Origin of the sequence: Halobellus sp. LT62 (genome assembly GCF_037031285.1) — an archaeon.
Taxonomy (GTDB): Archaea; Halobacteriota; Halobacteria; order Halobacteriales; family Haloferacaceae; genus Haloquadratum; species Haloquadratum salinisoli.
Map to the genome: position 1 here is coordinate 941598 of NZ_JAYEZO010000002.1, position 14041 is coordinate 955638.

Sequence of the window (14041 nt, forward strand, 5' to 3'; positions counted from 1 at the left end):
CGGGTGTGATTCACTCTCACGACAGGACCGACGGGCACGGGGTCCGCGAGGAGATCGGTGCGGAGAAACAGATCGATTCGATTCGAAGCCGCTCAGTTGTCGCCCGATTTCGACTGCCACTCGTAGCTGCGGCGCTTGGCCGACTTGCCGAAGCCGCACGAGGAGCACTTCTTCTTCTTAACGTGGTAGGACTTCTCGCCGCAGCGGCGGCACTTGACGTGCGTCGTCTTGTTCTTCTTTCCTTGACTGGGGGTTCCTGCGCCCGTCATGTTTGTATCGTGACGACGTTGTCGCCGCGTATAATCGTTGTGTCTTCGACCGCCGTCGCGTCGAGGTCTCCGGCGGCGTCCTCGGCGTCTGCAGACGGTTCGAGCACGGCGTTCATGTGTTGGTCGTACCCGGAAAGCGTTCCGTAGTACGCGGTACCGTCCTTCAACGTGACCGTGACGACGTCTTCGAGTGCGGCTTCGAGAACGTCGAGGGGTCGTCCGCTCATACCTCAACGCCTCCCGTTTTGGTATTAAATGTGCCGGACCGACGTTCGGCGTCCGTTCGACCGCGTTCGCGACCGCCGAGGTGGAGGTCCGTTCGGGAGCAGTCGCCTGCGGGCGTCTCACACTGATCGGGAGTATCGTAAATCCTCATAGAATTCTCGCCACCCCCACGTGGCGAGAATATCTGGACAGTTACGATAACCCCTATCAGACGTCGGCGGCGAGCGGCACGTGTATCGAGACGCGGCTGCCGTCGCCGTCCCGGTTCTCCGCGGCGATCTCGCCGCCGAGCCGTCGAACGACGAAGCGGACCAGCCAAAATCCGAGGCCGCTTCCGTGCTGCAGCGGCGTTTCCTCCTCGGCGTGCAGCGCGGTCAACTCCTGCGGAGGGATTCCGGGCCCCTCGTCGACGACGCGTATCTCGACCCAGTCGGGGACGTGGCTGGGCGTTACTTCGATGTGGACGACTGGTCCGTCGCCCGTGGCGGGATCGTCGTTGTGCTTGATCCCGTTCTCGCAGAGTTCGACGAGTGCGACGTGGAGTCGTTCGGAAACGCGCATCGATGAGTCTACCTCACACGCCGCTTCGACGCGCCCCTCCGTCCACTCGCCTTCGACTGTCCGACGCGTGGAGGCGATGACTTCGGAGAGCTCCGCCGTCTTCGTGGGGACCTCGTCGAACAGCCGCTCGATGTTGCGCACCGTTTCGGCCAACCCGAGCCACCGGTCGGCGATTCGATCGAGCACCGCAGCGGAGTCGGCGACCTCGTCGTCACCGTGCTTCTTGAGGACGTTCGCGTGTCCTCGAAGCAGATTCAGGTCGTTCCGGACGTTGTGGCGCATCAGGCGATTCAGTACCTCCGCCTGCTGCTCGCGGCGCTGTCGTCGCGTTACGTCGATGTGAAAGATGACCTGCCCGTCCGCCTCGTCAGCTCGTGGGACCGCCTCCGCGACGGTTTGGATCAGATGCCCATCCACACCGACGAGCGTACAGACGGAACCGGCGGGGTTGTCTCCGTCGTCTGTGTCCGCCTCTGAAACGCACTCGTGCGCGGTGAACGCGCGGGTGAACCCGTGATCTCGTTCGTTCTCCGGCTGTGGTTCCGAACGCCGAGAATCTGTCGAGTTTCGGTGATCGCGACCACGTGGGGCGAGCGGGCCCGTCGCCCCCGATGCGTCGCTCTCATCCGTAGTCGTCTCCGAACCGTCCTCGTTTGTGGTAGCATCGCAACCGTCGGTCTGCTCGCACTCCCACGCGTCCGCGTTGCGCTCTGGGTTCGGATCGAGCGTTGGCGGCGTCGCGCCCGGCGCGTACACCGCCGTCGCGGGCTTCCCGATGAGATCCTCGCGAGCGTAGTCGAGTCGCCGGGCGAACCGAGTGTTACAGTCGTCGATCGTCTGCGTACCGTTGTCGCCGATCGTCGTGCAAACAGTCAGCACCGGTAGGCGCTCGAAGAGGTCGACGCCCGCAGTCCCGCAGATCACAGCTGATTCGTCCCCAGTCACGCTTATCGGTATCGCTGACGTCTTTGATAGTCAACGTTTCCCCGAAAGTATCGAATACGATAATATCTGCTACGCCTGTCCGGCGCAGAGGAACGGCTGGGAACTCCCGTTCTCCCCGCCGTCACCGTTGACTCGTCGGACGGGTCGTCACTAACCCGGATAGTTTTTAGTCCCCCGCCGAGAACCGACCAGTACCAGAACTCCCGCGGGCAAGTGCCTCGATGCGATCGGGGCACGCGGGACCGACGACCGACGCGCTGTAAGACGCCGGGGCCGATCGGTCCCGAGACGCGTCGCCTCGCAGTCGGGCGACAACCACGCCACGCCGGGACGTTTGAGTGAGCACCCCGCCGCGTTGGAAGGGCGGTTGAGCCCTTCCCCGTGGCTTTCGATGCTCGGGATTCAACTATGGAAATCGAAATCGCGACAATTGGCGGATACGAAGAAGTCGGTCGACAGATGACGGCCGTTCGCGCGGGCGACGACGTCGTCATCTTCGATATGGGCCTGAACCTCAGTCAGGTCCTCATCCACGACAACGTGGAGACCGAAAAGATGCACAGCCTCGATCTGATCGACATGGGCGCGATCCCGGACGACCGGGTGATGTCCGACCTCGAGGGCGACGTGAAAGCCATCGTGCCGACGCACGGTCACCTCGACCACATCGGCGCGATCCCGAAGCTCGCCCACCGGTACGACGCGCCGATCGTGGCGGCACCGTTCACGATCGAGCTCGCGAAACAGCAGGTCGAAGACGAGACGAAGTTCAGCGGGAGCTTCAACAACGACTTCATCAAGATGGAGGGCGGCGAGACGATGTCGATCGGCGACTCCGGCAACGTCGAGATGGAATTCGTCCACGTGACGCACTCGATCATCGACGCGGTCAACCCGGTCCTGCACACGCCCGAGGGCGCGATCGTTTACGGCCTCGACAAGCGGATGGACCACTCGCCGGTGCTGGAAGACCCTATCGATATGGAGCGGTTCCGCGAGATCGGTCGCGAGGGCAACGGCGTCCTCTGTTACATCGAGGACTGTACGAACGCGGGTCGGAAGGGCCGCACGCCCTCCGAGTCGCACGCGCGTAACCACCTCGAAGACACGATCCGATCGATCGAAGATTACGACGGTGGCATCGTCGCCACGACGTTCTCCTCGCACGTCTCACGCGTCTCCTCGATCGTCGAGTTCGCGAAAGACATCGGACGACAGCCCGTCCTGCTTGGTCGTTCGATGGAGAAGTACTCCGGGACCGCGGAGCGGCTCGGCTTCGTCGACTTCCCCGACGACGTCGGGATGTACGGCCACCGCAAGTCCGTCGACCGGACGTTCAAGCGGATTATGAAGGAGGGCAAGGAGAACTTCCTGCCCGTCGTCACGGGCCACCAAGGCGAGCCGCGCGCGATGCTCACCCGGATGGGTCGCGGCGAGACTCCCTACGAAATCGAAGACGGCGACAAGGTAATCTTCAGCGCGCGGGTCATCCCGGAGCCGACCAACGAGGGCCAGCGCTACCAGTCCGAGCGCCTGCTGCGGATGCAGGGCGCGCGGATCTACGACGAGATCCACGTTTCCGGCCACCTCCGCGAGGAGGGCCACTACCAGATGCTCGACGCGCTCCAGCCCCAGCACGTCATCCCGGCGCACCAAGATCTGAAGGGCTTTTCACCGTACGTCGACCTCGCGGAGTCGCAGGGCTACGCCCTCGGCCGGGATCTGCACGTCACGCGGAACGGGAATATGATCCAGCTGGTGGAGTGAGATGAGTTCGGACGCGGCGGAAGGGCGGGTACTCGACGCGGTCCGACAGCGGCGCGAGCTCGTCAACGAGGCGCTCGACGAGGACGTCCCGATGAAGTCGCCCGAGCGTCTGTACGAGGCGACGCGCTACCTGCTGAAGGCCGGCGGCAAGCGGCTCCGGCCGACCGTCGCCCTGCTGACCGCGGAGGCGCTCGCGGACGTCGAGCCCCTCTCGGTCGACTACCGCGCGTTCCCGGCGCTCGACGGCAGCGACATCGACATTATGTCGGCCGCGACGAGCATCGAGGTCATCCAGTCGTTCACGCTGATCCACGACGACATTATGGACGACGACGACCTCCGCCGCGGCGTCCCCGCCGTCCACAAGGAGTACGACACCGAGACCGCCATTCTCGCGGGCGACACGCTCTACGCGAAGGCGTTCGAGTTGCTCTCGGAGACCGGCGCGGACCCCGCCAACGGCCTCGAAGCCGTCAGACGGCTGGCGACCACGTGCACGCAGATCTGCGAGGGACAGGCCCTCGACGTCGAGTTCGAGCGTCGGACCGAGGTGCTCCCCGAGGAGTACCTCGAAATGGTCGAGCTGAAGACCGCCGTGCTCTACGGCGCGGCGACCGCGACGGCCGCGGTGCTGATGGACGCCGACGACGAGACCGTCGAGGCGCTCTACCGCTACGGCATCGACTCCGGGCGCGCGTTCCAGATTCAGGACGACGTCCTCGATCTGACCGTTCCCTCCGAGAAACTCGGCAAGCAGCGCGGCTCCGACCTCGTCGAGAACAAGGAGACGCTCATCACGCTGCACGCGCGCCAGCGGGGCGTCGACGTCGACTCGCTCGTCGGGACCGACGACGTCGATTCGGTCTCTGAGGCCGAGATCGACGTCGCCGTCGACGAGCTCGACGCCGCGGGCTCGATCGAGTACGCCGAATCGAAGGCCGAAGAGCTCACCGCGAACGCGAAGGCCCACCTCGACGTCCTTCCGGACAACGAGGCGCGGGCGCTCTTAGAAGACCTTGCGGACTATCTGATCACGCGCGGCTACTGAGCAAATCGCGGTTACTTAGCCACCGCGGCTACTACCGTCGCCGCCGGGTCAACGACTGCGATTCACTTTTCGACGCTTCAGACGCCGAGCGCGTCGGCCAACTCGAACAGCGACTCGACCGTCAGGTCCGGCTCGCCGTCGAACGGCTCCCACGGGCTCGCTTTTCGATCCGCCCAGACGCCCTGCATCCCGGCGTGTTGTGCGCCCATCACGTCGAACCACGCCGCGGTGACGTGTGTGATCCCGTCGATCGGGGTCCCCGTTCGCGCCGCAGCGTGCCGGTACAGTTCGGCTCTCGGTTTGAACGTCTCGACCTCGTCGGCGCTGATCGTGTCCGCGAGGAGGTCGCCGATGTCGGCGTGCTCGACCATCGACGCGAGCATTTCTGGATTACCGTTCGAGACGACGTAGCAGTCGTAACCGCCCTCGCGGAGGCGTTCGATCCCCTCGCGGACGTCGTCGAAGACGTCGAGTTCGTGGTAGACCGCGAGGATCTCGTCGCGCTCGTCCGTCGAGAGATCGACGCTGTGGGCGTCCAGCGCGTGCTGGAGCGCGTCGCGGTTCATCTCGTAGAACGGCTGGTAGGCGTCGATCTCGTTGGCGACGAAGGTGTACTCCAGCGACCGCGCGCGCCAGAGCTTCGAGACCGGCTCCGGGTCGTCGACGCGGTCTTTCAGGGCCGACTCGGCGGCGTCGACGTCGACGATGGTGCTGTAGGAGTCGAACGTGACCGTCTCCACGCGGTCGGGATCGAAGGGCATCGACGGACGTTCGCTCGCAACCGACAAAACAGTACGGTGATCGGGCGGTCAGGCGGTCGGGCGAGCGGGCGTTCCGCCCGCCGGACGATTATTGGTTGTCGACGACGAAATCACCGTATGGTCTCGAACACGCGGCTGTACGGCGCGTCGATCGCGTTCGCCTCGGGGCTCTACTCGCTGTGGAGTGCGTCGATGGCGACTCGGATGGGCGTCGGCGGGTGGCTGATGCTCCTCGTCGGCGTCGTCGTCCTCGTCCACGGCGTCGTGCTGCTCACCGAGTACGCCGACAGGCTCGGGAGCGCCAGCGGCCCGCTGATGATCGGGTATTCGATCGTGATGCTGCTGAATCAGGCGCTCCTCGGAACCGGAATGATGGGTGGGATGGGTTTCGGATCGACGAGCGGAATGGGTTCGGGGTCGATGGACGGCGGAATGATGGGTGGGGACGCAATGAGCGGCAGCGCGATCAGTGCCGGGATGGGCTGGGACGCGGGGATGGTGTTCCTCGCGCTGTTGATGCTCGTCAGCGGCGTGATTATGACTCGGAGCGGCGAGACCGACGCGTCCGCGGGCGGGATGTAAGGTCCGAGCGCGTCGGTTCCCAGTCTTCGGGAGCGCCGTCAACGCCCCAATCCGGCCCCCTTTTTACCGGGGAGGACGCACGCACGTCTAATGGACGACGATCTACGCGAACGGGTCGAGCGCGAGGCCGAGAAGCACGCGCTGCTCAACGCGGTGAAGTACGAGAGCGACGCCGACGTCGGAGCGGTGATGGGGCCGCTGATGGGCGAGAACCCCGACTTCCGCCCGCACGGTGACGAGATCCCCGGCGTCGTCGGGGGCGTCGTCGCCCGCGTCAACGACCTGTCTACCCCGGAGAAACGCCAGCGTCTCGAAGATCTCGCGCCCGAGGAGTTGGCCGAGATCGAAGCCGAAGACGAGGGCGACGAACACGACCTCCCCGACCTCCCGAACGTCGACGAGTACGACGAGGTGCGGATGCGCGCCGCGCCGAATCCCAACGGCCCGTGGCACATCGGCCACGCCCGGATGCCCGCGGTCATCGGCACGTACAAGGAGCGCTACGACGGCTCCTTCATCGTCCGCTTCGACGACACCGACCCCGAAACGAAGCGCCCGGATCTCGACGCCTACGACGCCATTCTCGACGATATCGACTACCTCGGCTTCGAGCCCGACGACGTCGTCGTCGCCTCCGACAGAGTCGAGACGTACTACGAGCACGCCCGCGAGCTGATCGACGCCGGCGGCGCGTACACCTGCTCCTGCTCGGGCGAGGACTTCTCCGATCTCAAGAACAACGCCGAGGCGTGCCCACACCGCGGGAAGGACGCTGAGACCGTCCACGAGGAGTTCGAGGCGATGGTCGACGGCGAGTACGAGTCGGGCGAAATGGTGCTCCGCGTTCGGACCGACATCGAGCACAAGAACCCCGCCCTGCGCGACTGGGTCGCCTTCCGGATGATCGACACGCCGCACCCCCGCGAGGAGGCCTCGGCGTATCGGTGCTGGCCGATGCTCGACTTCCAGTCCGGCGTCGACGACCACCTGACCGGCGTCACGCACATCATCCGCGGCATCGACCTGCAGGACTCGGCGAAGCGCCAGCAGTTCGTCTACGACTACTTCGATTGGGAGTACCCCGAAGTCGTCCACTGGGGTCACGTCCAAGTCGACGCCTACGACGTGAAGCTGTCGACGTCGACGATCAAAGAGCAGATCGAAGCCGGCGATCTCGACGGCTGGGACGATCCGCGCGCCCCGACGCTTTCGAGCCTCCGACGGCGCGGCATCCGCGGTGCGGCCGTCGTCGACGCGCTGATCGCGCTCGGGACGTCGACCTCGAACGTCGACCTCTCGATGAGTTCGATCTACGCGGCGAATAGAGAACTCGTCGACGACGAGTCTGATCGGTATTTCCTCGTCAGAAACGGCGGGACCGAGGGTGCGCAGTACGAATTCGATACGCGCGAGTTCGAGGTGGAGGGCGGCCCGGACGCGGGTCATCCCCCGCGGCATCCCGACGACGAGGAACGCGGGCGACGGACGATCCCCGTCCGAGGCGGCGTCGTCTTGGAGAACCCCGACGTGCCCGAAGACGGTGAGCGCGTCTGGCTGAAGGGATACGCCTGCGTCCGGCGCGACGGCGACTCGCTCGTCGCGACCGACGACGGCATCGACGTGGTCCGCGACGGCGACGTCGACGTCGTCCACTGGGTTCCCACCGAAGGCGGCATCGACGTGGAGATGCGCACCCCCGACGGCGACGTCACGGGCGTCGCCGAGCCCGACTTCGGCGAGACCGACGTCGACGACGTCATCCAGTTCGAGCGGATCGGGTTCGCGAGGGTCGACGAGCACAGTTCTGACGGGTCGGTCGTCTACTGGACGCACCCCTAGCGTCCGTGACTAACCGTGACTGATCCGAGGGATGCGACGGACCGGACTCGGCTGGTGGACCTCACGAGGCGCGTCGAGTCGGGGATGCCCACGTATCCGGGCGATCCGGCGGTCAGCGTCGAACCGCACGCGACCCACGAGCGCGACGGCTACCGCGTGTCCGAGATCCGACTCGGGACGCACACCGGCACGCACGTCGACGCGCCCGCGCACGTCGATCCCGCGGGCGCGACGCTCGACGCGTTCGACCTCGAAGACCTGCGGTTCGTCGCGTGCGTGGTCGACTGCCGCGGCACGGGGACCGGAGCGGCGATCGGTCCGGACGCGCTCCCGGAGCGGAGTGCGCTCGACGAACTGGACGCGCTCGTGTTCGACACCGGGTGGGCGGACAAGTGGGGAACGGACCGAATGCTCGAACACCCGTTTCTCGCCATCGAGACCGCGCGGCTGTGCGCCGAGAGGAACGTCGCGGTCGCGACCGACGCGCTCAGTCCGGACCCCTCCGACCACGAGACCGATCTCCCCGCACACCGCGCGCTCTGCGGGGCGGGACTGCCGATCGTCGAGAACGTCTGTACCCTCGACGCGCTACCGGGGGATGTCTTCGAGTTGCTCGTCTGTCCCCTCCGGGTCGACGCCGACGCCGCACCCGCGCGCGTCGTCGCGCGAGTTTGATTCCTCCGGCTGGCACGGGCTGACGTTCTTCGGTTCCCTTGCACTCGTTCAAATCCGATTCAATCCGAAATCATTGGGGTTGAACGCCGCGAAAACCGGCCCGAAACCCGGTTTAGCGAGTCGTCGGTTTACAACGGGTCGGCCTCACCTCTCGAGTGCAGATCGACAATGAACCGAACGAAGCTACTCGCCGTCGCGCTCACAGCCCTCGTCGTTGCGACGGGCGCGGCGGCCGCGACACCGGGAAGCACAGCCACGGCAGACAACGGCAGCGCGACGAGCGCGGCCGACGCGTCCGAGCGCGCGGGATCGAACGCCGATGGGTCGAGCGCCGCCGGACAGGCCGGACCGCCCGAGGACCTGCCGAGCGCCGTCCCCGACTTCGTCTCGGACATCCACGGCCTCATCGAGCAGTTCAAAAACGGATCGCTGGATTCACTCGGTCCGGCGATAAGCGACGTGGCCGGTAACGGCGACGAGGCAGCCGAAGGTGACGAATCCGCCGGCGGTGGCGAGAGCGACGACTCCAGCGGCGACGCGACCGACGAGAGCGACGACGAAACCGCCGATAGCTAACGTGAGAACGCGCCCCGCTGACACCGGTAGCCCTTTCGGGCGGCCGCCCGCACGTCGGATCAACGACGCAGACGGCTATAGTAGCATTTGCAACTGACCTCTCATCCGATCGCGCGCTGTCGTGCGATCGAGTGGGTAACGACTTGCAAATGCTACTATATCTCACACGACGAGCACCCTCCCACGCATCCCTCAAACAATGAAAACAGCACCGATCGTCGTCATCGCACTCCTCGTCGCCGTCGGCGCGGGAGCGGCCGTCATCGGCGACGACGTCCTCCCCGGAACCGACGGCGAGAACGCCGAGCCGTTCCCGACGGCGACGCCGCAGGAGTCGGCTGAAGGAGGTAGCACGGACGACAGTGACAGCGATAGCTCGGGCACGGACGCCGCAGAGACGTCGACGCCGCCGTTCGGCTTCGTGATAGAGAACATCGAAGAGTGCGGAACCACCTGCCGGGACGTCACCACGACGCTGACGAACCAGCAGGATTCGACCGCCGAGGAGACCACCGTTTACAGCCGGGTCTTCGCCGGACAGGAAGTCGATCCGGACAAGGAGGTCTGGCGCGGTAACGAGTCGGTCGGCACGCTCGACGCGGGCGAGTCCTACACGGCGACCCGTCGGGTCGACCTGTCGTATTCGGAGGCGTTCGAGGTGCGGAACGAGGACGGCTGGATCACGATCCAGACGACCGTCGAGACCGCCGATCGGACCGTCACGTTCACCGAGCGGCGACAGGTGCTCTGAGGGGGTAAGACCGGGTTCGGCCCGGTATCGGGCCTCCCGATCCGGAACGTCCTTACCCGCCCGCGCCGAACCGCGCGGTATGACGCTGCAAGTTCGGGCCATCTCGGAGCTCTCGCCCGACGAACGAGCGGCCTTCTTCGACCGCGACGCGGGAGTCGCCGACGTCAGAAGCGACGTCAGAGACATCATCGACCGCGTGCGGACCGAGGGCGACGTGGCAGTCCGCGAGTTCTCTCGGGAGTTCGACGGCGTCGAGGTCGGCAACCTCGACGTGACCGACGCCGCCGAGCGCGCCTACGACGAGATTCCTGACGACGTGCGCGGGGCGATCGAAGCGGCCGCGGCGAACGTTCGGGAGTTCCACGAGCGACAGGTGCCTGACGACTGGCGGGACACGTTCGAGTCGGAGGCCGGCCGCCGGGAACTCGGCCGGCGCTTCCGACCGCTCGAACGCGTCGGCGTCTACGCGCCCGGCGGCACCGCCGCCTACCCCTCCAGCGTGCTGATGGGCGTCGTTCCCGCGAAGGTCGCGGGCGTCGAGCGCGTCGCGATCGCGACGCCGCCCGCCGAGGAGCTGAACCCCGTCACGCTCGCGGCCGCCCACGTCGCCGGCGCGGACGCGATCTACAGTGTCGGCGGCGCGCAGGCGATCGGCGCGCTGGCCTACGGCACCGAGTCAGTCAACGCCGTCCAGAAGATCGTCGGCCCCGGAAACAAGTGGGTCACCGCGGCGAAAGCCGAGGTGCGCGGCGACGCCGACATCGACTTCCTCGCCGGGCCGAGCGAAGTGCTCGTCCTCGCCGACGAGACCGCCGATCCCGAGTTCGTCGCGGCCGACCTCCTCGCGCAGGCGGAGCACGACCCGAACGCCTCCGTCGTCGCCGTCACCGACGACGAGGGCGTCGCCGAAGCTATCGTCGACGCCGTCGAGGCGCGGGTCGACGAGCGTGAGCGCGCTGCGGTCATCCGCGATGCGCTCGATAGCGACACCTCGGGCGTTCTGACCGCGCGGTCGATGTCGGAGGCGGTCCTGTTCGCCGAGGAGTACGCGGCCGAGCACCTCTCGATTCAGGCCGACGACGACGAGGCGCTCTTAGACCGAGTCTCGAACGCGGGCAGCGTCTTCTTGGGGCCGTACACGCCCGTCGCCGCGGGCGATTACGCCTCCGGGACGAACCACGTGCTCCCAACGTCAGGCGGCGCGAAGCGCTACGGCGGGCTCTCGGTCGACACGTTCCTCCGCTCGACGACCGTCCAGCGGCTCGATCGCGCTGGCCTCGACGCCCTCTCGGAGACCGTGACGACGCTCGCGGAGGCCGAGGGGCTGGACGCCCACGCCGAGAGCGTCCGGGCGCGGTTCGATTCGTCAGCGTCGGCAGGCGACGACGAGTGAGTCGATGACGGGCCGACCGACTCGCCCGCCGACGTTCGCCGACGCCTGCGCGTCCGTGCTCGACGATCCCTCGGGAGAACACGGTGCCGACACGACGCTCGCGCCGATGGTCGCGCGGACCGTCTCGGACGCGTGGGGCGAGCGTCGCGCGCGCCTCGTGTCGTCACGGCTGCCCGCGGACGTCGACCGAGTGCTCGAACTCGGCTGCGGCGTCGGCGCGTTGTTGTGCGCGTTGGGATCTCGGTACGACGCTGTCGGCGTCGACGACCGCCGGGAACACCTCCGGTTTCCCGCCGCACGCGGCGAATCGGTCATCTACGGAGATCCGGCGGATCCGCCCGTCAGACCCGCGTTCGACGCGGTCTGTGCCGTCGAGACGACGACGGCCCGTGTGGACGTCTCGGCGGTCTGCGCGGCGGCGTACCGATCGCTGCGCCCGGGCGGCATCGCCGTCGTCGCCGCGCCGACGGACCCCTCGGCGGTGATCGAATCCGGCGTCGAGACCTACAGCGGGTCGGGGTACCTGCTCGAACGCGCCGTCGACGTGGCCGGATCGGGGACCGTCGCGGTCGACTACCGCGTCACGGATCGACAGACCGGCGCGACGACGGTCGTGACCGAGCGGGCGACGGTTTCGACGACGACGACCGACGGACTCACCCCCGCGCTCGGGCGGGCGGGGTTCGAGCACGTGCTGGTCGCCGGTGAGAGCGACCTGCCGGGCGTGGTCGTCGGCCGCGGCGTCCGGCCTGTCGAGACGAGCGCGCCGGCCGAGCAGTGAGTGGGCTACTCGCCGCGAATCGTCAGGACCGGAATCGGTGAGAGCCTGACGACGCGTTCGGTGGTGCTGCCGAGCAGGTAGCGATCCAGCCCGCGGCGGCCGTGCGTTCCCATCACGATGAGGTCCGCCTCCACCACATCGGCGTAATCTAGGATCGTTTCGACGGGGCCGCCCGTCTCGATGGCGTCGACGACGTCAACGGTGCCGTCGAGGTCGTCCATCGTGTCGGCGAGGATCCGTTTTCCCTCCTGTTCGAGTGCGTCGACGACCTCGCCGCCGAGCGTCGTCACGCTATCGCGGTTGCTGTCGGCGACGTAGAGCAGGTGAACCGTCGCGTCGTGCTGTCGAGCCAGCGAGAGCGCGTGTTCGAGCGCGGTGTCGGCTTGGTCGCTACCGTCGGTCGGGACGAGGATCGTCTCGTACATAGGCGGAGTTCACACCCGGGGATCATATAGTTCGTGCGGCCCCGTGAGCGGTTCGTGTGGTCATCGACCGTAGTTCGAGGGCAGCTATCGAGAGGTGATCAGTGGGCGGGTTGGGAGGCGGTTGGGGGCGCTGTGATGAGTGCGTCGTCGTCGGGGCGTCAAGATTAACACCTTGGATCTGCTATCTACTCGCATATGAGCACCGAGACGGCCGAAAGTGGTGGTGGCGACCCCGCCGTGACCGTCACACAGGACGCCGCGTCGGAGGCCATTCAACTCATCGAGTCTGAGGGGCTCGATACCGACGAGGCCGGGCTCCGACTCTTCGTCCAACAGGGCGGCTGTGCGGGGCTTTCCTACGGGATGCGGTTCGATCACGAGCCGGAACCCGACGACGCGATCGTCGAACAGCACGGCCTCCGCGTCTTCGTCGATCCCGCGAGCCAGAACTACGTCGGCGGATCCACGCTGCGCTATGAGGGCGGCCTCCAAGGCGCTGGCTTCCACGTCGAAAACCCGAACGTCGTCAGCGAGTGCGGGTGCGGCGAATCCTTCCGGACCTAGGGCGTCCGCTGCGGTTTTCAGCATTCGCTGCGACCGGTACGTTCCTCTCCGCCGACGCCTCCCGAGCGTGAACACTATACTGCTACTCAGGTAAGCGGGCGTATGACTGTCGAACTCGATCCCGTCGAACGCGGCGCAGGCGAGACCGTGTACGTCGATCGGACGGACGCCGAGCGCGGCTCGGAGGGCCCGTTCTTCGTCGTCTACGCGACGCCGGAGCGGACCGAGCGATGGGGCTTCCTCTGCGGGCACTGCGAATCGACCGATAACGCGATGGACACGATGGGCCGTATCGAGTGCAACGCCTGTGGAAACCTCCGGAAACCGGACGAGTGGGACGCGGCCCACGAGTAGCGCCCCGAGAGCGCGGTCTCCGAGTTCGCGCGGAGTTTCGCCTCCGACGCGTAAATCCCGTGTGTTAGACTGTAACAAGATTTATGCTCTCGGACGTAGAAGCCGAAAGTACATGCCCCCTGTCAGCATGCCTCCCTCGGAGGACGCTCGGGCGATTTTCACCCGTCTGGGCTACAGTGTCTCGGGCGACGGACCTGACTTCGTCGCCGAGCGAAAGTGGCGCACGGTTCGCGTCACGGCGCTTTCGGACGGCGAAGACCTGCGCGGCCGCCGCGTACTCGCAGACGGCGGCGAGCCGTCCGAAACGTATCGATTCCGCTGCTTCGTCGCTCCGAAAGGAGAGACAGGGGACGTACAGAATCGACTCACGAGCGTCGATCCGAGCTACGAGTGGGCGGTTATCGGCGTCGGCGACGACGGCGACTACGACGTCCACCACCCCGACGCGAGTTGAGCAGACCGGGAACCGCACGGTTCGGATTTTTTGATGCACGAACTGTTTAGTAGCGAGACGTGCCTATCGAT

The 14041-nt window shown here is 66.5% G+C and carries 17 protein-coding genes; 12 read left to right on the plus strand and 5 right to left on the minus strand.

Features of this window, described 5'->3' with window-relative positions:
• Positions 1-92 precede the first annotated feature (92 nt).
• The 3 genes from U5919_RS14060 to U5919_RS14070 form a co-directional block, all read right to left on the minus strand.
• On the minus strand, positions 93-269 hold the full coding sequence (locus tag U5919_RS14060) for a 50S ribosomal protein L37e (protein WP_336025063.1): 177 nt from the start codon (positions 267-269) through the stop codon (positions 93-95).
• A complete protein-coding gene (locus U5919_RS14065) occupies positions 266-496 on the minus strand; it encodes an LSM domain-containing protein (protein ID WP_336025065.1) in 231 nt (76 codons plus the stop codon). The genes U5919_RS14060 and U5919_RS14065 overlap by 4 nt, the downstream gene beginning before the upstream one ends.
• A 205-nt stretch (positions 497-701) precedes the next feature.
• On the minus strand, positions 702-1979 hold the full coding sequence (locus tag U5919_RS14070; RefSeq protein WP_336025067.1) for a sensor histidine kinase: 1278 nt from the start codon (positions 1977-1979) through the stop codon (positions 702-704).
• 429 nt (positions 1980-2408) lie between these two features.
• Here U5919_RS14070 and U5919_RS14075 point away from each other — a divergent pair, with 429 nt between their 5' ends.
• Both U5919_RS14075 and idsA3 read left to right on the plus strand, forming a co-directional pair.
• Positions 2409-3767 (plus strand): RNase J family beta-CASP ribonuclease, encoded by a 1359-nt coding sequence (locus tag U5919_RS14075; protein WP_336025068.1) that lies wholly within the window; start codon positions 2409-2411, stop codon positions 3765-3767.
• A 1-nt stretch (position 3768) separates the two neighbouring features.
• Positions 3769-4815: a geranylfarnesyl diphosphate synthase gene (gene idsA3, locus U5919_RS14080; RefSeq protein WP_336025069.1), complete on the plus strand. Its 1047-nt coding sequence runs from the start codon at positions 3769-3771 to the stop codon at positions 4813-4815.
• A gap of 77 nt (positions 4816-4892) precedes the next feature.
• Here idsA3 and U5919_RS14085 read toward each other — a convergent pair whose 3' ends face one another.
• A complete protein-coding gene (locus U5919_RS14085) occupies positions 4893-5576 on the minus strand; it encodes a haloacid dehalogenase type II (protein WP_336025071.1) in 684 nt (227 codons plus the stop codon).
• Between the two features lie 117 nt (positions 5577-5693).
• Here U5919_RS14085 and U5919_RS14090 point away from each other — a divergent pair, with 117 nt between their 5' ends.
• The 7 genes from U5919_RS14090 to U5919_RS14120 all read left to right on the plus strand — a co-directional run bounded on the left by U5919_RS14090 (position 5694) and on the right by U5919_RS14120 (position 12173).
• Complete coding sequence (locus U5919_RS14090) at positions 5694-6158, plus strand: hypothetical protein (protein WP_336025072.1); 465 nt, start codon at positions 5694-5696, stop codon at positions 6156-6158.
• Positions 6159-6248: 90 nt separating this feature from the next.
• A complete protein-coding gene (locus tag U5919_RS14095; RefSeq protein WP_336025073.1) occupies positions 6249-7997 on the plus strand; it encodes a glutamate--tRNA ligase in 1749 nt (582 codons plus the stop codon).
• A gap of 51 nt (positions 7998-8048) precedes the next feature.
• Positions 8049-8672, plus strand: a complete 624-nt coding sequence (locus U5919_RS14100) for a cyclase family protein (RefSeq protein ID WP_336025598.1) — start codon at positions 8049-8051, stop codon at positions 8670-8672.
• 168 nt (positions 8673-8840) lie between these two features.
• Positions 8841-9248: a hypothetical protein gene (locus tag U5919_RS14105; protein ID WP_336025075.1), complete on the plus strand. Its 408-nt coding sequence runs from the start codon at positions 8841-8843 to the stop codon at positions 9246-9248.
• A 199-nt stretch (positions 9249-9447) separates the two neighbouring features.
• Positions 9448-9999, plus strand: coding sequence for a hypothetical protein (locus U5919_RS14110; RefSeq protein WP_336025077.1), 552 nt, complete (start codon positions 9448-9450; stop codon positions 9997-9999).
• Positions 10000-10084: 85 nt separating this feature from the next.
• Positions 10085-11392 (plus strand): histidinol dehydrogenase, encoded by a 1308-nt coding sequence (hisD, locus tag U5919_RS14115; protein WP_345786360.1) that lies wholly within the window; start codon positions 10085-10087, stop codon positions 11390-11392.
• A 4-nt stretch (positions 11393-11396) separates the two neighbouring features.
• On the plus strand, positions 11397-12173 hold the full coding sequence (locus tag U5919_RS14120) for a class I SAM-dependent methyltransferase (RefSeq protein ID WP_336025080.1): 777 nt from the start codon (positions 11397-11399) through the stop codon (positions 12171-12173).
• 5 nt (positions 12174-12178) lie between these two features.
• On the opposite strand, the gene U5919_RS14125 is transcribed toward U5919_RS14120, so the two are convergent.
• Complete coding sequence (locus U5919_RS14125; protein WP_336025081.1) at positions 12179-12598, minus strand: universal stress protein; 420 nt, start codon at positions 12596-12598, stop codon at positions 12179-12181.
• 195 nt (positions 12599-12793) lie between these two features.
• Between U5919_RS14125 and U5919_RS14130 the strand changes: the two genes are divergently transcribed.
• From U5919_RS14130 to U5919_RS14140, 3 genes are all read left to right on the plus strand, one after another.
• Positions 12794-13162, plus strand: coding sequence for a HesB/IscA family protein (locus U5919_RS14130; protein WP_336025082.1), 369 nt, complete (start codon positions 12794-12796; stop codon positions 13160-13162).
• A gap of 102 nt (positions 13163-13264) precedes the next feature.
• Positions 13265-13516: a DUF5816 domain-containing protein gene (locus U5919_RS14135; protein ID WP_336025083.1), complete on the plus strand. Its 252-nt coding sequence runs from the start codon at positions 13265-13267 to the stop codon at positions 13514-13516.
• A 112-nt stretch (positions 13517-13628) separates the two neighbouring features.
• Complete coding sequence (locus U5919_RS14140; protein WP_336025084.1) at positions 13629-13970, plus strand: DUF7116 family protein; 342 nt, start codon at positions 13629-13631, stop codon at positions 13968-13970.
• Positions 13971-14041: the final 71 nt, after the last annotated feature.